18 protein-coding genes and 1 tRNA gene are annotated in these 21,114 nt (G+C 54.6%); 10 read left to right on the top strand and 9 right to left on the bottom strand.

Annotated features, from left to right (window positions below; all coding sequences use genetic code 11):
- Positions 1-84: 84 nt before the first annotated feature.
- The 6 genes from DBR37_RS10715 to DBR37_RS10690 form a co-directional block, all read right to left on the bottom strand.
- On the bottom strand, positions 85-1,008 hold the full coding sequence (locus tag DBR37_RS10715; RefSeq protein ID WP_124574460.1) for a Tim44 domain-containing protein: 924 nt from the start codon (positions 1,006-1,008) through the stop codon (positions 85-87).
- A 12-nt stretch (positions 1,009-1,020) separates the two neighbouring features.
- Positions 1,021-1,755: a bifunctional demethylmenaquinone methyltransferase/2-methoxy-6-polyprenyl-1,4-benzoquinol methylase UbiE gene (ubiE, locus tag DBR37_RS10710; protein WP_124574459.1), complete on the bottom strand. Its 735-nt coding sequence runs from the start codon at positions 1,753-1,755 to the stop codon at positions 1,021-1,023.
- A gap of 119 nt (positions 1,756-1,874) precedes the next feature.
- Positions 1,875-2,312 carry a gamma-butyrobetaine hydroxylase-like domain-containing protein gene (locus DBR37_RS10705; protein WP_124574458.1) on the bottom strand — a complete coding sequence of 146 codons (438 nt, stop codon included), beginning with the start codon at positions 2,310-2,312 and terminating at the stop codon, positions 1,875-1,877.
- 71 nt (positions 2,313-2,383) lie between these two features.
- Positions 2,384-2,812 carry an HIT family protein gene (locus DBR37_RS10700; protein ID WP_124574457.1) on the bottom strand — a complete coding sequence of 143 codons (429 nt, stop codon included), beginning with the start codon at positions 2,810-2,812 and terminating at the stop codon, positions 2,384-2,386.
- Between the two features lie 2 nt (positions 2,813-2,814).
- Positions 2,815-6,813 carry an FAD/FMN-binding oxidoreductase gene (locus DBR37_RS10695; RefSeq protein WP_124574456.1) on the bottom strand — a complete coding sequence of 1,333 codons (3,999 nt, stop codon included), beginning with the start codon at positions 6,811-6,813 and terminating at the stop codon, positions 2,815-2,817.
- A gap of 141 nt (positions 6,814-6,954) precedes the next feature.
- Positions 6,955-7,443 carry a YqaA family protein gene (locus tag DBR37_RS10690; RefSeq protein WP_124574455.1) on the bottom strand — a complete coding sequence of 163 codons (489 nt, stop codon included), beginning with the start codon at positions 7,441-7,443 and terminating at the stop codon, positions 6,955-6,957.
- A 214-nt stretch (positions 7,444-7,657) separates the two neighbouring features.
- On the opposite strand from DBR37_RS10690, the gene ilvA reads away from it, so the two are divergent.
- From ilvA to DBR37_RS10660, 6 genes are all read left to right on the top strand, one after another.
- Complete coding sequence (gene ilvA, locus DBR37_RS10685; RefSeq protein WP_124574649.1) at positions 7,658-9,181, top strand: threonine ammonia-lyase, biosynthetic; 1,524 nt, start codon at positions 7,658-7,660, stop codon at positions 9,179-9,181.
- Positions 9,182-9,192: 11 nt separating this feature from the next.
- Entirely contained in the window at positions 9,193-10,032 is an 840-nt protein-coding gene (gene queF / locus DBR37_RS10680) for an NADPH-dependent 7-cyano-7-deazaguanine reductase QueF (protein WP_124574454.1), read from the top strand.
- Positions 10,033-10,274: 242 nt separating this feature from the next.
- Positions 10,275-10,748 (top strand): PTS sugar transporter subunit IIA, encoded by a 474-nt coding sequence (locus DBR37_RS10675; RefSeq protein ID WP_012080961.1) that lies wholly within the window; start codon positions 10,275-10,277, stop codon positions 10,746-10,748.
- A gap of 51 nt (positions 10,749-10,799) precedes the next feature.
- Positions 10,800-11,741, top strand: coding sequence for an HPr(Ser) kinase/phosphatase (gene hprK / locus DBR37_RS10670; protein ID WP_124574453.1), 942 nt, complete (start codon positions 10,800-10,802; stop codon positions 11,739-11,741).
- Between the two features lie 70 nt (positions 11,742-11,811).
- A complete protein-coding gene (gene rapZ, locus DBR37_RS10665) occupies positions 11,812-12,675 on the top strand; it encodes an RNase adapter RapZ (RefSeq protein WP_124574452.1) in 864 nt (287 codons plus the stop codon).
- Positions 12,676-12,726: 51 nt separating this feature from the next.
- Positions 12,727-13,353, top strand: coding sequence for an LON peptidase substrate-binding domain-containing protein (locus tag DBR37_RS10660; protein WP_124574451.1), 627 nt, complete (start codon positions 12,727-12,729; stop codon positions 13,351-13,353).
- 11 nt (positions 13,354-13,364) lie between these two features.
- On the opposite strand, the gene mutY is transcribed toward DBR37_RS10660, so the two are convergent.
- From mutY to mutM, 3 genes are read right to left on the bottom strand one after another with little or no spacing between them, the layout of a single operon-like run.
- Positions 13,365-14,519, bottom strand: a complete 1,155-nt coding sequence (gene mutY, locus DBR37_RS10655; RefSeq protein ID WP_124574450.1) for an A/G-specific adenine glycosylase — start codon at positions 14,517-14,519, stop codon at positions 13,365-13,367.
- 6 nt (positions 14,520-14,525) lie between these two features.
- Positions 14,526-16,466 carry a dynamin family protein gene (locus DBR37_RS10650; protein ID WP_199739098.1) on the bottom strand — a complete coding sequence of 647 codons (1,941 nt, stop codon included), beginning with the start codon at positions 16,464-16,466 and terminating at the stop codon, positions 14,526-14,528.
- Positions 16,467-16,524: 58 nt separating this feature from the next.
- Positions 16,525-17,346, bottom strand: coding sequence for a bifunctional DNA-formamidopyrimidine glycosylase/DNA-(apurinic or apyrimidinic site) lyase (gene mutM, locus DBR37_RS10645; RefSeq protein ID WP_124574449.1), 822 nt, complete (start codon positions 17,344-17,346; stop codon positions 16,525-16,527).
- A 104-nt stretch (positions 17,347-17,450) separates the two neighbouring features.
- Between mutM and DBR37_RS10640 the strand changes: the two genes are divergently transcribed.
- The 4 genes from DBR37_RS10640 (at position 17,451) to DBR37_RS10625 (ending at position 21,081) form a co-directional block, all read left to right on the top strand.
- On the top strand, positions 17,451-19,244 hold the full coding sequence (locus tag DBR37_RS10640) for a tetratricopeptide repeat protein (RefSeq protein WP_124574448.1): 1,794 nt from the start codon (positions 17,451-17,453) through the stop codon (positions 19,242-19,244).
- A 179-nt stretch (positions 19,245-19,423) separates the two neighbouring features.
- Entirely contained in the window at positions 19,424-20,044 is a 621-nt protein-coding gene (lolB, locus tag DBR37_RS10635; protein WP_124574447.1) for a lipoprotein insertase outer membrane protein LolB, read from the top strand.
- Positions 20,045-20,064: 20 nt separating this feature from the next.
- On the top strand, positions 20,065-20,934 hold the full coding sequence (ispE, locus tag DBR37_RS10630) for a 4-(cytidine 5'-diphospho)-2-C-methyl-D-erythritol kinase (RefSeq protein WP_124574446.1): 870 nt from the start codon (positions 20,065-20,067) through the stop codon (positions 20,932-20,934).
- 70 nt (positions 20,935-21,004) lie between these two features.
- Positions 21,005-21,081, top strand: a tRNA-Gln gene (locus DBR37_RS10625).
- Positions 21,082-21,114: the final 33 nt, after the last annotated feature.

Here is a 21,114-nt window from a genome sequence, read left to right as displayed (position 1 = left end):
CTAACTATCTACATGGCAAGTCGAAACTGACTGACTGCCGGATAGCGCAATTCCCCGCTTTTGCTGCGGTATTTATTACTGTACTTATTGCGGCAATTGCTGAATACCAGCCAGTACCCAACCGCCATTGCCAGTAACTGGCTTGGACAGGTTCCATGCTTCGGTGAATGGCTCGGTCGGAGCGTAATCAGCTTCACGGATCAGACCGCTGAACTTGATGCTGGCGACGTAATCGTTGCCAACTGTCTCTACACCGTAGAACTCTGCATCCAGGGTCACAACGTCAGTCACGTTCGCGGTCGCACCACGTTCCTGCAATTGCAATTTCAGTTCTGCAAACATTTCAGGCGTGGTGAATTCACGGATATCGTTGATATCAGCTTTATCCCATGCAGCTTGCAGACGGATGAAGTAGGTTTTTGCATTGCGGATAAACGATTCCACATCGAAATCAGCTGGCAGATCATTAGCCGCGCCATAAGCAGCACCGGACGCCATAGGCGCTGCCGATTGCAGTGCCGAAGGCTGGTTTTGATTCAGGCCCGAACCGATATCAGGTGTGCTGTTTTTTGCCGAGTAACCGTTCGCGAACGAAGGTTGTGCACCGTTGCCAGCGTTTTTGCCTTTGATCATGCGGTAGATGAACATCGCTGCGAAGGCGAACAGGGCGACCATCAGGATGGTGCTGATCATGCTTGCGAATGCGCCGCCGATACCCAGGTGCGACAACAATGCACCCAGACCCAGGCCGAGCAATGCGCCGCCGAGGATGCTTTTCATCATGCTAGGTTTAGCTGCTGCAGCTGCGCCCGCGCCAGCCGCAGCTGGTGCTGCTGCAGGTTTGGAAGCATTGCTTGCCGACGAAGATTGAGCCGGAGCCGGACGCTGGAAGCTTTGCGATTGCTTACCGAAAGAACCGCCGCCGCCCATACGCTTGGCTTCCGCTTCTACAGCGATGAAGGTCATCGAACTGACCATCACTGCGATTGCCAAAAGTAATTTCTTCATAATGCTCGTCTCCTAGAGTTTAATCCCGGTGTGCAATGCCGCCACGCCGGCTGTCAAATTAAAATACTCGACTCTTTCGAGTCCAGCATCCTGCATCATTTTTTTCAGCGTTTCCTGATCCGGATGCATGCGGATCGATTCAGCCAGATACCGGTAACTCTCGGCATCATTTGCAATACGCTTGCCCAACCACGGCAACACTGAAAACGAATAAACGTCATACGGTTTTTGTAATGGCTCCCATACTTTCGAGAACTCCAGCACCAGCAACTTGCCGCCGGGCTTCAATACACGCCGCATTTCTGCCAGCGCCACATCCTTGTGCGTCATATTGCGCAAACCAAAAGCGACACTGACGCGATCAAAATAGTTATCGGGGAAAGGCAATTTCTCCGCATCACACAAGGATGTTGGGGTAATCAAGCCTTTATTCAACAGTCGATCGCGCCCGACACGCAACATCGACTCATTAATATCTGTAAGCCAGACTTCACCGGTACTGCCTGCCTGGCGCGCAAACGCCTTGGCCAGGTCACCCGTGCCACCGGCAATATCAAGCACTTTGAAACCGGGGCGCACACCAGCCTGCGCAATCGTAAATGTCTTCCATATACGATGCAGACCCGCCGACATGAAATCGTTCATCACGTCGTACTTGGCGGCAACGGAGTGAAACACTTCCGCAACCTTGTGGACTTTCTCTTCTTCAGCGACGGTCTGATAACCGAAATGTGTGGAATTTGTCATAGCTAGCCAATTACATTATACAAGCGTTATTGAGATGTGAAGAAAACGTTAAAAATTATTTTTTACTTGCTGATCGCACAATAAATTCAGACCGGAATTTATTCGCAAACCCTGTCAAATCAATGACTTCCGCAACCGGAACCGCCGACCACAGCTTTGCTCATGGCCGCATCACGTCCGCTTTCACGCGTAAACCCGGCCGCTTCGAGGCGACGCAGATAATCTTCCCACAAGGCATCTTTATCGGTACCTAGATGGTACAAATACTCCCACGAAAAGATGCCGGTATCGTGACCGTCGGAGAATGATGGTTTGATCGCGTAGTTGCCAACCGGTTCGACGCCGGTGATTTCTACATTGCGCTGGCCGGTCTGCAGGGTTTCCTGCCCCGGGCCATGGCCACGTACTTCGGCCGACGGCGACCAGACGCGCATCAGTTCAAATGGCAGCGAAAAAGTCGCGCCATCATCGAATTCGATTTCCAGTACGCGCGATTGTTTGCGCACCGTCAATCCGGTGGGTTGCGGCGCAGGAGGTGTTTGTTTGGAACCAGCCATGATCGTCTCTCGTTCAGGGTGAGTGCAGGCGGCAAGCATACCGCCGATTGATTGTTCTGTGCTGTAGTTACTCAGGCGCTGCAGTTTGCGTTGCGCACGATAGCCGTACGCAATGCAGGCAGCAAGGCGCGACGCTGCGCCAGTATATCGTCCGCAGTCTGGCGTTGTACTGCGGCCCAGACGGGACTCGGGAAATGCGCATCATCGCTAAAGCGTGGAATCAGGTGCCAGTGCAGATGCGGCACCATGTTGCCAAGGCTGGCCAGATTGATTTTTTCCGGCTGCATGACTTCACGCAAGGCAGTTTCAACCTGGCAGACGGTCCGCATCAACACCGAACGTTGTTCCGGCTGCAGATCCGTCATTTCTGCCACATGTGCGTTCCAGATCACGCGACAAAAGCCGGGGTACTGCGCATCGTCAACCAGCACGATGCGCAATTGTTCATTGCGGAACAATACTTCCCCGCCACCTTCTTCACATAACTCACAAGCCGCCATCGTTACACCAGCACGCGTTCGATACCGCCGTTATTGGCGCGATCGACGTACTCAGGCAACCAGTTAGGTCCGAGCAAGTGCTTGGCCATTTCGACCACGATGTAATCGGCAGTGGTGTCCGAGTCTTCGTTGTAACGCGACAAACCTTGCAGGCAGGACGGGCACGAAGTCAGGATCTTGATGTCACCGGTGAAACCATCGCCGCGCAATTTATCCGCGCCTTTGGTCATTTCCTCTTCCTTGCGGAAGCGCACCTGGGTCGAGATATCAGGACGCGTCACCGCCAAAGTGCCGGACTCGCCACAGCAACGTTCATTTTTTTCTATCTTCTGATCGTCAACAGTCGTGATCAAGGCATTTACCGTTTTCAGCGGATCCTGCAATTTCATCGGGCTGTGGCAAGGGTCGTGGTACATGTAGCGCACGCCATTCACGCCTTCCAGCTTCACGCCTTTTTCCATCAGATATTCATGGATATCGACGATGCGGCAACCCGGGAAAATCTTCTCGAATTCATAGCCTTGCAACTGATCGTAGCAGGTACCGCAAGAAACGATGACGGTTTTGATATCCAGATAATTCAGCGTATTCGCCATGCGATGGAACAGCACGCGATTATCAGTGATGATTTTTTCCGCCTTGTCGTAATTGCCGGAGCCGCGTTGCGGATAACCGCAGCACAGGTAACCCGGTGGCAAGACAGTTTGCACGCCTACGTTCCACAACATCGCCTGTGTCGCCAGACCTACCTGCGAGAACAAACGCTCGGAACCGCAACCCGGGAAATAAAACACGGCTTCAGTATCCATCGTCGTGGTCTTCGGATCACGAATGATAGGCACGACTTTATCGTCTTCGATATCCAGCAAGGCGCGCGCGGTTTTCTTCGGCAGATTGCCAGGCATCTTCTTATTGATAAAGTGGATGACCTGTTCCTTGATAGGTGGCTTGCCGACCGTCGCACGCGGTGCGGAAGTCTGTTTCTTCGCCAGCTTTTTCAGAACATCATGACCAAAACGCTGCGCCTTGTAGCCCCAAGCTATCATGACCTGACGCGTCGCATTGATGGTCGCCGGATCAGTAGCATTCAGGAAGAACATGGATGCCGCAGTGCCCGGATTAAAGGACTTCTTGTTCATCTTGCGCAGCAGGTTGCGCATATTCATCGATACATCGCCGAAGTCGATATCGACCGGGCAAGGCGTCAGACATTTATGGCAAACCGTGCAGTGATCGGCGACGTCTTCGAACTCTTCCCAATGCTTGATCGAGATGCCGCGACGGGTCTGCTCTTCATACAGGAAGGCTTCCACCAGCAATGAAGTCGCAAGAATCTTATTACGCGGCGAATACAGCAAATTGGCACGCGGCACATGCGTCGCACATACCGGTTTGCATTTACCGCAGCGCAGGCAATCCTTGACGCTATTGGCAATCGCACCGATATCGCTTTGTTGCATGATCAGCGATTCATGACCCATCAGGCCGAAAGATGGTGTGTAAGCATTGCGCAAATCTGCGCTCAGCTCAGACATGTCCATCAGCTTGCCTTTGTTGAAGTGACCTTCCGGATCTATGCGTCGTTTGTACGAACGGAAATCGGCCAGCTCTGCTTCAGTCAGGAATTCGAGTTTGGTAATGCCGATACCATGCTCACCGGAAATCACGCCATTCAGCGAACGTGCCAGCGCCATGATGCGCGCCACGGCTGCGTGCGCATCCTGCAGCATCTGGTAGTGATCGGAATTGACCGGGATGTTGGTGTGGACGTTACCGTCACCGGCGTGCATATGCAGCGCCACGAAGACGCGACCACGCAATACACGTTTGTGGATAGCCGTTGCTTCATCCAGAATCAGGCGAAACGATGCGCCGCTGAAAATCTGGCGCAGCTGCGCACGGATTTCCGTCTTCCACGACACACGGATGGTGCGATCCTGGATCACATCGAATACGGTCGCGTCCGGTTGCACCTGCAAACGATCTTCAAATACAGGCAAGAGTTTTTCCAGACCCAGCGCACTCAACTCATCCTTCGCATTACGCAAAGGCTGGTCAAGGTTATCCAGCATATAAGTCCAGCGTGCGGTGGCAGCAGCGATCAGCGCCTCCGCCTGATGCACGCGATCTTCCAGCAATTCGGCAGCAGGAATGTCATCGCCTTCTGCATCATCGCTCTTGCCCAGTGGCAGATTGCCTTTGGTGAAGAAGGTGTGCAGCTCTTCCAGCAATTGCAGCTTGTTGCCTATCGATAGCTCAACGTTAATGCGTTCTATACCGTCCGAATATTCACCCATGCGATCCAGCGGGATCACGACGTCTTCATTGATTTTGAAGGCGTTGGTATGTTTGGAAATCGCAGCGGTACGCGCACGATCGAGCCAGAATTTCTTACGTGCTTCCGGGCTGACCGCAACAAAGCCTTCGCCGACGCGAGTATTCGCCAGGCGTACGACTTCGGATGCAGCTTGCGCCACGGCGTTTTCATCGTCGCCGACGATGTCGCCAAACAAAGCCATCTTCGGCAAGATGCCGCGTTTGGATTTGGTCGCATAACCGACTGCGCGCAGATAGCGTTCATCCAGATGCTCAAGACCAGCCAGAATAGCGCCGCCTTTTTTGGTTTCAGCATCAAGGAAATCCTTGATCTCGACAATGGATGGGATCGCATCGCGCGAATGACCGAAGAATTCCAGACACACGGTACGCGTATGCTTGGGCATCTTGTGCAGGATCCAGCGCGCCGACGTAATCAAGCCGTCGCACCCTTCTTTTTGCACGCCCGGCAAACCGGACAGGAATTTATCGGTAACGTCTTTGCCCAGGCCTTCTTTGCGGAAGGTGCGGCCGGCAATTTCCAGCGTCTCGGTCTTGAAAGGCTGATTGACGCGGCCCTTCTCGGCCGGATGCGTCCATTCCAGCTTGAACTTGGCGACCGGCGCATCATGGATTTTGCCGAGGTTGTGCTCCAGGCGCGTAACTTCCAGCCAGTCGCCGTTCGGGTCTACCATGCGCCAGCTGGCGAGGTTGTCGAGCGCAGTACCCCACAACACGGCTTTCTTGCCGCCTGCGTTCATCGCGATATTGCCGCCTATGCACGAAGCTTCGGCCGAAGTCGGATCGACAGCAAAGACGAAGCCGGCTTTTTCTGCGGCATCGGAAACCCGTTTGGTCACGACGCCAGCACCCGAATAGATGGTAGCGTATTCACGGTCAACGCCTGGCAACATGGTCATTTCAACCGCGCCCAGCGCTTCCAGTTTTTCGGTATTGATGACAGCCGACATCGGCGTCAGCGGCACTGCGCCACCGGTATAGCCGGTACCGCCGCCGCGCGGGATGATAGTCAGGCCGAGTTCGATACAGGCTTTGACCAGGCCGGCCATTTCATCTTCGCTGTCAGGCGTCAACACCACAAACGGGTATTCAACGCGCCAGTCGGTCGCGTCAGTCACGTGCGAGACACGCGACAAGCCATCGAACTTGATATTGTCTTTTTCGGTGTAGCGACCCAGCACCCGGTTCGCGCGTTTGCGTAAATCGTAGGTGCGACGGAATTCCTCGCCAAAGGCAGTGACTGCCTTGCGCGCCGATTTCAGCAATGCTTCCACCGCAGCACTGCGACGCGCTGCGTTTTCATCGGTCGAGGTAGCCAGATCCGTGCTGCGGCGCTTCTCGACTTCAACCAGGCGGTGATGCAAGGCATCGATCAATGCCTGGCGACGCTTGGGATTGTCCAGCAGGTCGTCCTGCAGATAAGGATTGCGTTGCACGACCCAGATGTCGCCCAACACTTCATACAGCATCCGTGCGGAACGACCGGTCTGGCGTGCCCCGCGCAACTGGTCGAGCAGCAGCCAGGCATCCTCACCCAACAGCCGAATCACGATTTCGCGGTCGGAGAATGAAGTGTAGTTATAGGGAATTTCACGCAAGCGGGTAGGCACGGCACCGCCAGGGCCATCCGCCAGAAGGTTCTGAATTTGTACTGGGGCGTTCATCAGTGGGTCAATTGAATTAACGCTAAATACGCATTTTAGCTGATTGCGCTGCAACACGCCCGACAGACGTGCATGGCAGAAAAAGGAAAAATGATGGGCTGATCCGGATAGGCAGAGGTAAAAAACGCAAAATCCGGCGTTTTAAAACACATTCGCCAAATAATGCCAAAAACCATCAGGTATATAGAGCAACAGCCAGGTCATGGTCAGGTAACGCAGGAATTTACCTATCGCCATGTAAAAAACGCATGGCCAGAACGGTAATTTGAGCCATCCGGCCAGCAAGCACAGCGGGTCGCCTATGCCCGGCAGCCAGGCCAGCAACATGGTTTTGGCACCAAAACGCTGCAGCCAGCCAAACCAGCGTGTTTCCCTTTCCTTGGCGAAGACCTGCTTCGCACCTCGTCCCATCCAATAATTGACCACCCCGCCCAGGGTATTCCCGGCGGTAGCGACCAGTAAAGCTGGCCAGAACAGGGCTATATTCGCCTTGACGACCGCAAACACGGCCGGCTCCGAGCCCAGCGGCAACAGCGTCGCGGAAACAAAACTGATGAGAAAGACTGAAAGCAGGCCGACTTCAGGCGCAGCCAGCGTCGTCAACACCCACTGGACGGCGGTTTCAACCATGCGTCACGCGTATCGGCAAATTCAAGGGTAATAAATTCAAATCGCAGGCTCATTCATATTGAGTGGAGGAAAGCTGTATCAGCATGCTGATACAGCTAGAACGCATTTCGCTGATATTTGTGAAATGAGTTCTTAAACGTCGTCCATTATAATGATGTGCTGCGCCGCACGAAAACAAACCCTGTTTTCACGCGCGCCCATGATATTGAATCCTATGACTACCGACTATTTGAAGAAAGTTTTAACCGCGCGCGTCTACGATGTCGCCGTGGAATCCCCGCTCGAGCTGGCACCAACGCTGTCGCAGCGTGTGGGCAATCAGATTTACTTCAAACGTGAAGATATTCAAAGCGTGTTCAGCTTCAAGCTGCGCGGCGCATACAACAAGATGGCGCACCTGCCGCCAGCACAAATGAAGCGCGGCGTGATTTGCGCTTCGGCCGGCAATCATGCCCAGGGTGTAGCGCTGTCAGCCACCAAACTCGGTTGCCGTGCCGTGATTGTGATGCCGACCACTACCCCGTCGGTCAAGGTTGAAGCAGTCAAGGCGCGCGGTGGTGAAGTCGTGCTGTTCGGCGATTCGTATTCCGACGCTTACCAGCATGCACTGACACTGGAGAAAAAACTCAAGCTGACCTTCGTCCACCCATTCGACGACCCGGACGTGATCGCCGGGCAAGGCACGATCGGTATGGAAATCCTGCGTCAACACGCCGGGCCTATCCATGCAATTTTCGTCCCTATCGGCGGCGGTGGCCTGATCGCCGGTGTCGCGGCTTACGTCAAGGCAGTACGTCCTGAAATTAAAGTCATCGGCGTACAAACCTCGGATTCCGATGCGATGGCACGCAGCCTGCAAGCCGGACGCCGCATCACGCTGCCGGATGTCGGCCTGTTCGCCGACGGCACCGCGGTCAAACTGGTCGGCGAAGAAACCTTCCGCCTGGCGAAACAGTATGTGGATGAAGTCATCGTGGTCGATACCAATGAAGTATGCACCGCGATCAAGGATGTATTCCAGGATACGCGCAGCATCCTCGAACCGTCCGGCGCGCTCGCCGTAGCCGGTGCCAAGGCCTATATAGAACGGGCCCGCGCCAGCAAGAAACCGTTGAAGAATGAAACCCTGGTCACGGTTGCCAGCGGTGCCAACATGAATTTCGACCGCCTGCGCTTCGTCGCTGAAATGGCTGACGTCGGTACTGCGCGCGAAGGCGTATTCGCCGTCACCATCCCTGAAGAGCGTGGCAGCTTCAAGCGCTTCTGCGAATTGATAGGCCCGCGCAACGTGACCGAATTCAACTACCGCATCAGCGATGACAAACTGGCGCACATCTTCGTCGGCATGCAAATCGCAGACCGCGATGAAGCCGGAAAAATCACCAAGCTGTTTGAGAAGCACGGCTTCAAAACACTGGACCTGACGCATGACGAACTGGCCAAAGGCCATATCCGTCACCTGGTCGGCGGCAAGAGTGAGCTCACGCAAGATGAAATCCTGTATCGCTTTGAATTCCCGGAGCGTCCGGGTGCACTCATGCGCTTCCTCGACAGCGTGGCGCCGAACTGGAATATCAGCCTGTTCCATTACCGCAATCAGGGCGGTGATGTAGGCCGCATCCTGGTCGGCTTGCAAGTACCGAAGAAAGAAATGAAAGCCTTCCGTACTTCACTCGCAGGCCTGGGCTATCGCCATTGGGATGAGAGCGTCAACCCTGTCTATAAATTGTTTTTGTAAAAGCTATTGCCATGACCACGTCATCTACGCCGGACGCATCGCCACTGGGCAAGCCTTCGGTTTACCAGACCCAGTACGATCCATCCCTGCTGTTTCCGATTCCGCGCCAGGGCAAGCGTGATGAACTGGGCCTTACCGGCGACCTGCCCTTCTTCGGCGTCGATATCTGGAATGCCTATGAATTGTCGTGGCTGAATATGCGCGGCAAGCCGCAAGTCGCGATCGCACGTATCATGGCGCCGGCTGACTCACCCAACATCATCGAATCGAAATCGTTCAAGCTTTATCTGAATTCGTTCAACCAAACCAAGCTGGGCGGTACCGATGCCTTGCTGGAATTGCTGCGCGCAGATTTGTCCGCAGGTTTTGGCGCACCTGTGCAAATTTCGCTGACGCTACCGGAAGACTTTGCCAAGATCAGTATCGGCGAGCTCGACGGCATGTTGCTGGATAGACTGGACATCGAAGTCAACGACTACACGCCTGATCCATCCTTGCTGCAGGCTGCGCACGATGAAGCGCCGGTAGAAGAAACCCTGCTCTCCAATTTGCTGAAATCGAATTGCCTGGTAACCGGCCAGCCGGACTGGGGCAGCGTACAGATCCATTATGTAGGACCGCAGATTAATCAGGCCAGCTTGCTGCATTACCTGATAGGTTTCCGTGAACACAACGAATTCCATGAGCAATGCGTAGAACGTATCTTTATGGACATATTGCGTCAGTGCAAACCACAAAAACTTGCTGTTTATGCACGCTACACGCGTCGCGGCGGCCTCGACATCAACCCGTGGCGCAGCAACTTCAGCACTGGCAAACCGCCGTCAAACGCTCGTAACGCAAGGCAGTAAGCACGATGTAAGTTCCATGGATGAAGCTTGCTTATAAGCTTCATCCCGGGCTTAACGAATCGGTTCGCTTGTGGTCTAATCGATCTATCAGAAAACAGCAATAGCTATGGCAAGTCGCATTAAAAGGTGCGTCTTATCTGCAACAGACGGGTCGGCACCGGCCCAGCTTTCCCGATTCAGGCCCTATCGCCATCGAATAGGCCTATAATTCCTCGCAGAGTCCTTTTTTTGTGCGTCGCACCATGAACCATTTAAGTCAGATTCTCCCCCCTGCCAACGTAGTACTTGATCTGGATGTCTCCAGCAAAAAACGTACGTTCGAACAGGTAGGTTTAATTTTCGAAAACAACTGTGGCATTGCCCGTTCCGTCGTCTCCGACAATCTGTTCGCGCGCGAACGACTCGGTTCGACCGGTCTCGGTCATGGCGTTGCCGTGCCTCACGGTCGTATCAAGGGCCTGAAAGCACCATTGGCTGCTTTCGTGCGCCTGGCGCAGCCGATCCCGTTTGAGTCGCCTGACGGACAACCGGTGAATCTCTTGATTTTCCTGTTGATCCCGGATCACGTGACGCAACAGCATCTGGAAATCCTGTCCGAACTGGCAGAAATGTTTTCCGATGAAGCGTTCCGTAATTTGCTGGCCAGCACAGAAGATCCGGCGGCAGTCCATGCGCGCCTGATTACCTGGCAGCCTAGTCTGCAAAGCACCAACTAATCCGCCGCGCCTTTTCCACGGCGCGCATCCTGTCCTGTCAGCATCCACAACATGCCACTATCGACACCGCTCTCCGTTCAGCAAATCTACGACGACAACCGTGAATCACTGCAACTCGGATGGTTCGCCGGGTTCCCCGGTGGCGAGCGCCTGATTTCCGGCGATGCGACTTCGGCTGCAGACCAGGTCGGTCACTTGAACCTGATCCACCCCGGTCGTATCCAGGTTTTTGGTCATCAGGAAGTGGAGTACTACCAACGCCTGTCGCAAGGTGGACGGGCGCATCACACCGCCGAACTGGTGGCTGGCGAACCGCCTGCTTTCATCATCGCGCAAGGCCTGGAAACACCTGCCGACATCATGGCGATCTGCGATGAAAAGAACATCCCTTTGTTCTCGACTCCGCTGCCGGCAGCACAGGTCATCGATTTCCTGCGTGTCTATCTATCGAAGAAACTGGCGCAACGCATCACCATGCACGGCGTATTCATGGACGTGCTGGGTGTAGGTGTGCTGATCACCGGTGAGTCTGGTCTGGGCAAAAGCGAACTGGGCCTGGAACTGATTTCACGCAATCATGGCCTGGTGGCCGATGACGCAGTCGAATTCGCACGCATCGCACCGCACATGATAGAAGGCCGCTGCCCGCCGCTACTGCAAAATCTGCTGGAAGTACGCGGTCTCGGCCTGCTCGATATCCGCACCATATTCGGTGAAACCGCAGTGCGCCGGAAGATGCGTCTGAAGCTGATCGTGCATCTGGTTCGTCGCAGTACGCTGGAAGAAAGCTATGAACGCCTGCCGCTGCCGTCGCAAAGCGAAGAAATTCTCGGCCTCTCGATACGCAAAGTCGTGATCCCGGTCGAAGCCGGCCGAAATCTGGCGGTACTGCTGGAAGCGGCGGTACGCAATACCATCCTGCAATTGCGCGGCATAGACACCCTGAAAGATTTCATGGTGCGCCAGCAAAAAGCGATGGAAAGCGACGAGTAAATACTAGGTCCGGCCCAAGCGAAATTTTCGCAACGGCACCTTAGTCTTGTGCTTGGGGTATCATCATCCTATGCGCATTATTCTCATCACCGGAATCTCCGGATCCGGCAAATCAGTCGGACTGACCTCCCTCGAAGACGCTGGTTATTTCTGTGTCGATAACCTCCCGCCTACCCTGTTGCGGGCGCTGGTTGCTACACGCCAGGAAGAACACGCGGACAAACTCGCCGTCGCGATGGATGCACGCAGCGCCAGCTCCCTGATGGGTTTGCCGGCAGATATATCATGGCTGCAAAACCAGGGGCATGAAGTCAAAGTCCTGTTCCTCACCGCGAAGACCGATTCACTGATTGCGCGTTTTTCCGAAACCCGCCGCAGCCACCCGCTGTCGCACCGCGGCTTCAGCAGCACCGCAGCCGAAGATCGCCGCACGCTGACTGAATGCATACGCGAAGAACGCGAAATGCTGTCCGGCGTCGAAGAAATCAGCCACGTCATCGATACCTCCGGCATGAGCGCGAATAAATTGCGCGGCTGGATCAAGGCGCTGATCGAAAGTGACCACTCACCGCTGACCGTATTGTTTGAATCTTTCGCTTTCAAATTCGGCGTACCGCTGGATGCCGACCTGGTATTTGATGTGCGTATGCTGCCGAATCCCCACTACGACACGCAATTACGCCCGCTGACAGGACGAGATGCGCCGGTACAGGCGTTCTTGCAAGCGCAGCCGGATGCCACTGCCTTGCTGGCAGATATCCGCAGCTTCGTCGAAAAATGGCTGCCTGCCTTCAAAAAAGACAATCGCAGCTATCTGACCGTCGCCATCGGCTGTACCGGCGGCCAGCATCGCTCGGTGTACATGGTCGAGCAATTGGCAGCCCATTTCCGCGCGCACGAACACGTCATCCTCAGACATCGCGAACTCGACTAAACATATTTCTGTCCAAGCGGTCTCAGCCTCTACACCGAACACCCATTACCCATGCCTGCAAACGAATACTGGCTTCCGCTCTTCCCCCTCAATACCGTGCTATTCCCGGGCGGCATACTTCCCCTTAAGGTTTTTGAAACGCGCTATATCGACATGGTGCGCGATTGCATGAAGCGCGAATTGCCGTTCGGTGTGGTCCTGATCAAATCGGGACAGGAAATCGGCGTCGCCGCAGAACCGGAAGATGTCGGTTGCATGGCACATATTGTCGACTGGGATGCACCGCAACTCGGCGTGCTCTTGCTACGCACGGAAGGCGGTACACGTTTCCGCATTCTGGAAACACGTGTGCACAAGGATCAGCATCTGGAAGCACGCGTACAAATCCTGGGACACGGCGGGCCCAGCAATCTGACGAAGGAACATGAAGGTTGCGCCAACACGCTCGGGCTGGTGATACACGACATCAATACCAAAGGACGTGCCGAAATAGGCGCTGAATTTGAAAGTCCGTTTACTGAAACCCTGCATCTGGACGATGCCGGCTGGGTGGCCAACCGCTGGTGTGAAATCCTGCCCATACCATTGAAAGCCAGGCAAAAATTGCTGGAAGTCGATGATGCACAAACCCGCCTGACCATCATCCAGCAATACCTGCAGCAGCACGAAATTATCTGAAACGACCGGAGCTAGTGCGTCAGCAAATCCGGTGCACGAAATACCGCCAGCAATAATTTTTTGACGGGCGCAGGCAAAGGCGCATCAGCCATCCTTGCGATTGGATACCAGCCGTACGCATCTTCCCCGGCACGCTGCAGGCGCTGTTTCAAAGCGATGTGATACGGCGTGATATGCAGTTTGAAATGCGTGAATACATGCGTAAACATCGGCAACTCTTCCTGCTCTGCGGCGACGCCAAAGCGTGCCACCGCCTGCGCCAGCGCAGTCTCGAATCCGGCGTCATCGGCGGCAACTGTGATCTCCGGCAACGATAACAAACCACCCCAGATACCTTTGTCAGGACGCTGTTCCAGCAACACTTCGTCCTTATCAACGATGAGCAGCATGGTCGTTTGTTTTTCCGGCACTGCTTTTTTCGGCTTGCGTACCGGCAGCTCATTGGTACGGCCGGTCGCATAAGCAACACAGCGATGCGCCAGCGGACAACGCTGGCAGGAAGGACGATTGCGGGTGCACAACGTCGCCCCCAGATCCATCAAACCTTGTGTATAGGCTTCCACACCGCTCTCAGGCAGCAAGGCAACCGCACGCAACCACAGCTCATTTTCGACCACCTTTTCGCCGGGATAGCGCTCTACTCCGAACACGCGTGCAAAAACACGTTTGACGTTGCCGTCGAGGATGGCGGCGCGGGTGCCGTACGAAAACGCAGAGATGGCAGCGGCGGTAGAACGACCGATGCCGGGCAATTGCTCCAATAAATCCGGATCACTCGGGAATACACCGTCGTACCGGGCGACTATCGTCTGCGCGCATTTATGCAGGTTCCGTGCGCGCGAGTAATAGCCAAGTCCGCTCCAGTGCGCCATCACTTCTTCCGATGGAGCCGCCGCCAATGACGCGACGGTCGGGAAAGTGTCGAGGAAGCGCAGGTAGTACGGAATCACTGCAGCAACCTGAGTCTGCTGCAACATGATTTCCGAAAGCCAGACGCGATATGCATCACGCGTGTTTTGCCACGGCAAGGCATGGCGTCCATGCTGCTTTTGCCAGGCGATCACATCAGCGGAGAAGGATGGGTCGGCTAATGCCGGAGCATCAGCCTTGGAGGATTTAGCGGAAGGAGCTGCCTTGCTACGGGTGTCACTGACTACACGTTTCATCTAAATTCAGGCCGCCGCTTTATAGGAATCCAGCTGCGCCATGATCGCAGTCTTCAATTCATTTTCCAGGCGCGTCAACAAGGCGCGCTGGGTATCCAGCTCAAATTGCATTTGTTCAAAAGCGAGCACTTTTTCTTCCAGGCTGTCCGTCGCCAAATGGATTTTTTCTATCGACTTCTTGCGACGCTTGAGTTGTACCTTGTGTTCACCTATCTGTGCTTCGAGCGGCGCCATCACCACTTTCAGCCAGGCTTCGACATCGCGATTGGCTTGCAGGAAACTTTGCTTGACACGTGAAGCAATCGAATCAAAGAACTTCTGCATCAACACGACCTGCGGCGTAGTCAGGATGGTCGCTGCACCAAATTGCTTGTGGTACAGCTGTTCTATCATCACGATTTCCTTGGTGTACTTATCCAGCGAGAATGGCATAGGCGTCGACAATGCCAGGCCATGTTCGGTAGAAAATTTGCGGTACATAACGGACATCATTTCACCGATCTCATCGGTCTTGGTCGAGGACAGCTCGAGATTGTCCAGCGCTTCAGCGAAGAATTCCTTTACCGCCTGGCGCAGGCCGGAAGAAAACTTGCTGCGCTCCATCGCATCACGCGTCTTGTTGATGTTGTCCTTCAGGACGCCCATGCCAAGATGAGTAAACACTTCTGTCGACAGGCGGGCGAAGACCGAGCGCGTTGCCTGCAGCTTGAACAGGCTGCCATCGAACTCTGTCTTTTCCATATCGATGCGCTTCATCATGTGCTGCAGAATCGTTTGATTCTTGCCGCGCAGACTTTTGAGTTCTATCAATTGTTCGACGACATTGCGTACGCGCGATGACAGCAAGGCCTGTTTGGCGGAAGTGAGTTCATTCACTTCTGCCATCAACTGGGTACGGATGATGTCTTGCTTGGCCGGTAATAATTCGCTGGACAATGCACTTTCCAATGCAGGCAAACGACTTTTCGCCAACAGCGGTGCATCGCGATTGATTTTGCCGACCAGACCTTTTTGCGCCGATACCGGGAATACCTGTCGCTCCGGCAAGTCCAGCGTTTGCGCCACGCTTGCGTGCTGCTTGCGGATTTGCTGTTCAACTTCGGCGGGGCTACGCAATTCATCCCACATGCTGTCTATTTTATTCAGCACGACCATGCGTCCCGCACCGGTACCACCTATGTGGTTGCGCCAGATATCGATATCGCTCTTGGTCACGCCAGTATCGGCTGCCAGGATGAATAGCACCGCATGCGCATTCGGGATCAGGTTCAGCGTCAGCTCAGGCTCAGTGCCGATTGCATTCAGACCCGGCGTATCGATGATCACCAAACCTTGCTGCAATAAAGGATGCGGGAAGTTGACGATGGCATGCCGCCATTGCGACACCTCAACCATGCCGTCCTCATCCACTGCGAGGACCATATCGAGATCGGTTTCATCATAAAGCCCGTACCGCGCAGCTTCTTCCATCGGCACACGCTTGGTCAGACTGACTTGCTTGAAGGCTTCCAGCATGCCGTCTGCGGATGAAGTATCCAGCGGCAACACGGTCCATACCTGACTCTGTGATTTGAAATCGCTGGTTGATTGCGCTTCTGCGCGTGTTTCTATCGGCAGCAGACGTATCGACGGCGGGAAAGTTTCGTCATACATCAATTCGGTCGGACACATGGTAGTACGACCAGCCGACGTCGGCAAAATACGCTGACCATAATCTGCAAAGAAGATCGCATTGATCAATTCCGATTTGCCACGCGAAAACTCAGCGACGAAGGCGATCGATAATTTATCTTCATTCAGGCGCGCCAGTGTTTGCAGGAAGCGCTGATCGCTGGCGGCATCGGCCAGATCGCCGGCGCTCAGGCACTCGCGATAACGCTCCAGCGCAAGTTTGACGTCATTGCGCCAGCTGCTGTACTCCTGAAACTTTTGCACCAGATTACTCACGTAAGCCTCTTTTGTTCGGTTTAAACCCTGCATCCCAGAGCGACACTAGCACCGCTGCCTACTTTTGACAATTTGGACAGTAAAAGGTCGAACGCTGACCCTGTATGATCTGGCGTATCGGCGTCTTGCAAATACGGCAAGGTTCACCTGCGCGCGCATAGGTAAAGTAATTCTGCTGGAAGTATCCGGACTGACCGTTAACACCTATAAAGTCTTTCAGGGTGCTGCCGCCCTGCTCTATCGCCGCCGCCAGTATTTGGCGTATCGCCTCTGCCAGCCGCTCATAGCGTGCCAGCCCGATGCGATGCGCTGGCGTCTTCGGATTGATACGTGCCTGAAACAAACTCTCCGACGCATAGATATTACCGACGCCAACGACAATGTCGCCCGCCAGCAACACTTGCTTGATCGCCGAGCTGCGCTTGCGTGTTTGCTGATACAACCATTGCGCACTGAATGCGGCTTCCAGCGGCTCTACACCCAGCGTGCGTAACAACAAATGGTTTTCTACCGAGCCGTCTTCCGCAGCATGCCACAGCACCGCGCCAAAACGGCGTGGATCACTCAGGCGCAATAACTGACTTCCGGTTTGCAGGTCAAAGTGATCATGCTTCTTCGGCAGCACATCCGAAGGCAGGATACGCAAATGTCCGGACATACCCAAATGTATGATCAGCGTGCCATGATCAAAATTGATCAGCAGATATTTGCCGCGCCGCCCGGTACTGCGTACGGTATGCCCGACCAGCGTCTGCGCCAGGCCGGCAGGAAAAGGCCAGCGCAAACCGGTATGGCGCAAGGTCACGCCAGTGACGACTTGCCCTTCCAGATGGGGCGCTACACCGCGACGGGTTACTTCGACTTCAGGTAATTCAGGCATGGGAACTGCGATTTCCGGGATGATTTAAACGATGCTACCAAGGTAGCGCATTGCCGGGCGGTTGAGCGTAGAATAAAACCTCGCTCGATTTGCATGGACTTCAATTGAAAAATGCCCTCGTCATTGTAACGCTGTCTACCCTGTTAACGGCTGCTGGCTACATACAGGCCCAACCGCAGGTGTCCGATACCTCCGCTGCTGCGACTCAGGAAAGCCCGACTCCGGTTCCGGCCAAACCTGCCAGCAGCAAAAAAGCAGCCCCCGGCAAAACCGATGAATCCCTGCCCTCAGTACAACTTACGGCACCGCTGCTGTATAAATTATTGCGCGCCGAACTGGCTTATCAGCGCGGTGACTGGCAGCTGGCTTATGTTTCCAATCTGGTTGCGGCACAGGAAACCCGCGACCCGCGTCTGGCGCGACGGGCGGCAGAAATCGCGCTGAATGCGAAACAGGTCAGCGAAGCCTTGTCCGCGGTACGTCTGTGGCATGACCTCGCACCAAGTTCGGATGAAGCCAATCAGTTTTATCTCGGCCTGATCGTACTTGGCGACAACCTGAAGGAAGCACGCCCGATTTTTATCGAACGCCTGCGTCAGGCGACGCCACAAGGACGCGGCTTGCTGATCCTGCAAATACAACGCCTGCTGGCCAATACCAAGGATAAAGCTGCCGCTTTTGCACTGCTGGAAGAAGTGACTACTCCGTATCAGGATCTGGTCGAAACGCACCTTGCACTGGCGCAAAGTGCTTTCATCAAGAATGACATCGTGCGCGCCAACAGCGAGGCGCAAATTGCCTTGAAAATCAAACCGGATCTGGAACTTGCCGTGCTGATGGTGGCGCAATCGACACGGGAGCGCGGGCAAGCGCTGCAAATCCTGGCCGACTTCCTGAAAGCCAACCCAAAATCCCGCGAAGTGCGCGTCGCTTACGCAAAAATCCTGATTGATGACAAACAATACGATCAGGCGCGTGAACAATTCGAACGGCTGCTGAAGGAGGACCCGAAAGATCTGACCATCCTGTATGCAATGGGCATACTCGGGGCCCAGACCAATGACATTCCTGCTGCAGAAAAATATCTGGGCGCTTACTTGCAGGCGCTGGAAGACAATCCCGACGAAAACCGCGATCCGGTACAAGCCCTGCTGATCATGTCGCAGATTGCGGAGGACAGAAAGGATTACCCGACCGCACTGAAATGGCTGGCTCAAGTCGAACCCGGTCCAGCCTACATGGCAGCACAAATCAGAAGCGCGCAGTTAATGGCAATCGGCGGCGACCTGAATGGCGCACGCAATCTGCTCAGCCACCTGAAGCCACAAGGTCAGCGTGAGCAAATCCAGGTCATCGTCGCCGATGCACAATTGCTGCGCGACGCCAACCGCGTACCGGAAGCAATGACGGTACTCAGCAATGGCTTGAAGCGTTACCCGGATGATACCGGCCTGCTGTACGACTACGCGATGCTGGCTGAAAAAGCCAACAAAATGGATGTGATGGAAACCGCGCTGCGCAAGATTATCCGCCTCGCGCCGGACAATCAGCACGCTTATAACGCACTCGGCTATTCCTTTGCTGATCGCAATATCCATTTGCAGGAAGCATTGGCACTGATCGAAAAAGCGCTGAAGATCGCACCGGAAGATCCATTCATTATGGACAGCATGGGCTGGGTACAATTCCGCCTGGGTCGCCTGCAGGAAGCAGAACAATATCTGCGCCGCGCTTATGCGATACGCCCTGACGTAGAGATCGGCGTGCATCTCGGCGAAGTACTCTGGGTCAAAGGGCAGAAAGCCGATGCGCAAAAACTGTGGCGCGATGCCAGCCAGAAAGATCCACAGAGTGATTTATTGAAAAGCACGCTGGCACGTCTGCGCGCGCAATTATGATGTGAACGGTTGGACAGCCCGCGCTGTCCAACCGTGTAATCCATCAACTGTAGCTTGCAACCATAACTTGCAAGCCCTGCCATCCCCGGCTCGTCTACAATCGGTGCGTTTGCATCGCCCATTCGTAGTTCACACACCAGCCTGCACTGAGGCTGGTGATCACGTACAAAACATTGCCTATGCCGCGTAAACTGACCGCTATCCTCATCCTGTCCACCGCCTTGCTAGGCGCTTGCGCCAGCATTGCACCGCAAACTGAAACTGCCAATGAGCAAGCCAGCGCCGCGCGCAAGTATCAGGAAGCGATTACGCTGGCAGGTCGCTTGTCGGTGCAATATCAAAAAGACGATAAGGATGAAGCGATACACGGCAGTTTCACCTGGAAACAAAACAAGGATCGCAGTTCTATCGCCATCCTGTCGCCGCTCGGACAAATATTGGCGACCATAGAAGTGACACCTGATAACGCAACGCTGATCCAGTCCGGACAGGCACCACGCAGCGCTGCTGATGTCGACCTGCTGGTGAAGCAAACACTGGGATGGCCGCTGCCGGTTTCCGGCTTGCGTAGCTGGCTGCAAGGCTTTGCCAACGGCAGCAGCAACAAGGAATTCATGGCAACAGCAAACAACAACAAAGTCACCACCCGCGACGGCTGGAATATCCAGTACCCGACCTGGGAAAGCAATCAGCAAACACCAGCACAAGAACGTCCCAAACGCATAGACCTGGAGCGCCAGACCGAGCAGGCGGGCAAGGTTGCGATACGCATCGTGCTCGATAGCTGGCAAACTCCCTGACCCATAGCAAGCAACACTCCATGACGCTCACACTCAACAACTGCCCGGCGCCGGCAAAACTGAACCTGTTCCTGCACGTCACCGGACGACGCGCAGATGGTTACCATTTGCTGCAAACCGCATTCCAATTAATAGATCGCGGCGATGTACTGCACTTCGCGACGCGAGATGATGCTCAAATCAGGCGCAGCACCGAACTCGCCGGCGTGCCTGAAGAAAGCGATCTGGTCGTACGTGCAGCGAAATTATTGCAAACGGTCGCAGCAGAGAGAAATCTGAATAAAACTTTTGGCGCAGATATCGCTGTCGAAAAAAACCTGCCCATGGGTGGCGGACTCGGCGGCGGCTCGTCCGATGCAGCCACCACGCTGCTGGCACTCAATCATCTGTGGCAAGTCGGCCTGACACGCGCAGAATTAATGGCTCTGGGCCTGCAACTGGGAGCCGACGTCCCGTTTTTTATCTTCGGCCAAAACGCGTTTGCCGAGGGTATAGGCGAGGCTTTGGTCGCGCTGGAAACGCCGGATCGCTGGTTTGTTGTCATCGAACCCGGGGTTTCTGTACCAACTCAGCAGATATTTTCATCAAGTGAGTTGACGCGGGATACGAAACCCGTCAAAATATCGGACTTTTCCGGAGCTCAGGATTGCTTCGGTAAAAACGACCTGCAAGTCGTGGCTGAAAAATTGTTTCCACCTGTTGCCGAAGCCATCAAATGGCTGAGACAATACGGAGATGCAAGAATGACAGGATCCGGCGCTTGTGTGTTTTGCCCGTTTGAGCAAGAACAGCAAGCTGATGCAGTACTGGCAACAGTACCGACACACTGGAAAGCCTGGAAAGCCAAAGCGATCAAGCATCATCCGCTCGCTTATTTGCAGCAGTCGTGACACCAGATTAGTTTGACGCAGCATCCGCCGCTTTGATAGCGAAGATGCAACGGCAAACACAAGGTTGCGTAGGGGAATCGCCAAGTTGGTTAAGGCACTGGATTTTGATTCCAGCATTCGAAGGTTCGAATCCTTCTTCCCCTGCCATTACATTCAAGAGCAAGTGACATACAAGCAAGC

Origin of the sequence: Herminiimonas sp. KBW02 (assembly GCF_003852535.1) — a bacterium.
GTDB lineage: Bacteria > Pseudomonadota > Gammaproteobacteria > Burkholderiales > Burkholderiaceae_D > Oxalicibacterium.
Note: the sequence above shows the minus strand (reverse complement) of the source record. Positions and strands in the feature narration are given on the sequence as shown.

What these genes read in the sequence shown, in the direction of transcription:
- DBR37_RS10715 (WP_124574460.1), bottom strand. Translation starts at nt 1,008, where the DNA reads ATGAAGAAATTACTTTTGGCAATCGCAGTGATGGTCAGTTCGATGACC.
- ubiE (WP_124574459.1), bottom strand. Translation starts at nt 1,755, where the DNA reads ATGACAAATTCCACACATTTCGGTTATCAGACCGTCGCTGAAGAAGAG.
- DBR37_RS10705 (WP_124574458.1), bottom strand. Translation starts at nt 2,312, where the DNA reads ATGGCTGGTTCCAAACAAACACCTCCTGCGCCGCAACCCACCGGATTG.
- DBR37_RS10700 (WP_124574457.1), bottom strand. Translation starts at nt 2,812, where the DNA reads ATGGCGGCTTGTGAGTTATGTGAAGAAGGTGGCGGGGAAGTATTGTTC.
- DBR37_RS10695 (WP_124574456.1), bottom strand. Translation starts at nt 6,813, where the DNA reads ATGAACGCCCCAGTACAAATTCAGAACCTTCTGGCGGATGGCCCTGGC.
- DBR37_RS10690 (WP_124574455.1), bottom strand. Translation starts at nt 7,443, where the DNA reads ATGGTTGAAACCGCCGTCCAGTGGGTGTTGACGACGCTGGCTGCGCCT.
- ilvA (WP_124574649.1), top strand. Translation starts at nt 7,658, where the DNA reads ATGACTACCGACTATTTGAAGAAAGTTTTAACCGCGCGCGTCTACGAT.
- queF (WP_124574454.1), top strand. Translation starts at nt 9,193, where the DNA reads ATGACCACGTCATCTACGCCGGACGCATCGCCACTGGGCAAGCCTTCG.
- DBR37_RS10675 (WP_012080961.1), top strand. Translation starts at nt 10,275, where the DNA reads ATGAACCATTTAAGTCAGATTCTCCCCCCTGCCAACGTAGTACTTGAT.
- hprK (WP_124574453.1), top strand. Translation starts at nt 10,800, where the DNA reads ATGCCACTATCGACACCGCTCTCCGTTCAGCAAATCTACGACGACAAC.
- rapZ (WP_124574452.1), top strand. Translation starts at nt 11,812, where the DNA reads ATGCGCATTATTCTCATCACCGGAATCTCCGGATCCGGCAAATCAGTC.
- DBR37_RS10660 (WP_124574451.1), top strand. Translation starts at nt 12,727, where the DNA reads ATGCCTGCAAACGAATACTGGCTTCCGCTCTTCCCCCTCAATACCGTG.
- mutY (WP_124574450.1), bottom strand. Translation starts at nt 14,519, where the DNA reads ATGAAACGTGTAGTCAGTGACACCCGTAGCAAGGCAGCTCCTTCCGCT.
- mutM (WP_124574449.1), bottom strand. Translation starts at nt 17,346, where the DNA reads ATGCCTGAATTACCTGAAGTCGAAGTAACCCGTCGCGGTGTAGCGCCC.
- lolB (WP_124574447.1), top strand. Translation starts at nt 19,424, where the DNA reads ATGCCGCGTAAACTGACCGCTATCCTCATCCTGTCCACCGCCTTGCTA.
- ispE (WP_124574446.1), top strand. Translation starts at nt 20,065, where the DNA reads ATGACGCTCACACTCAACAACTGCCCGGCGCCGGCAAAACTGAACCTG.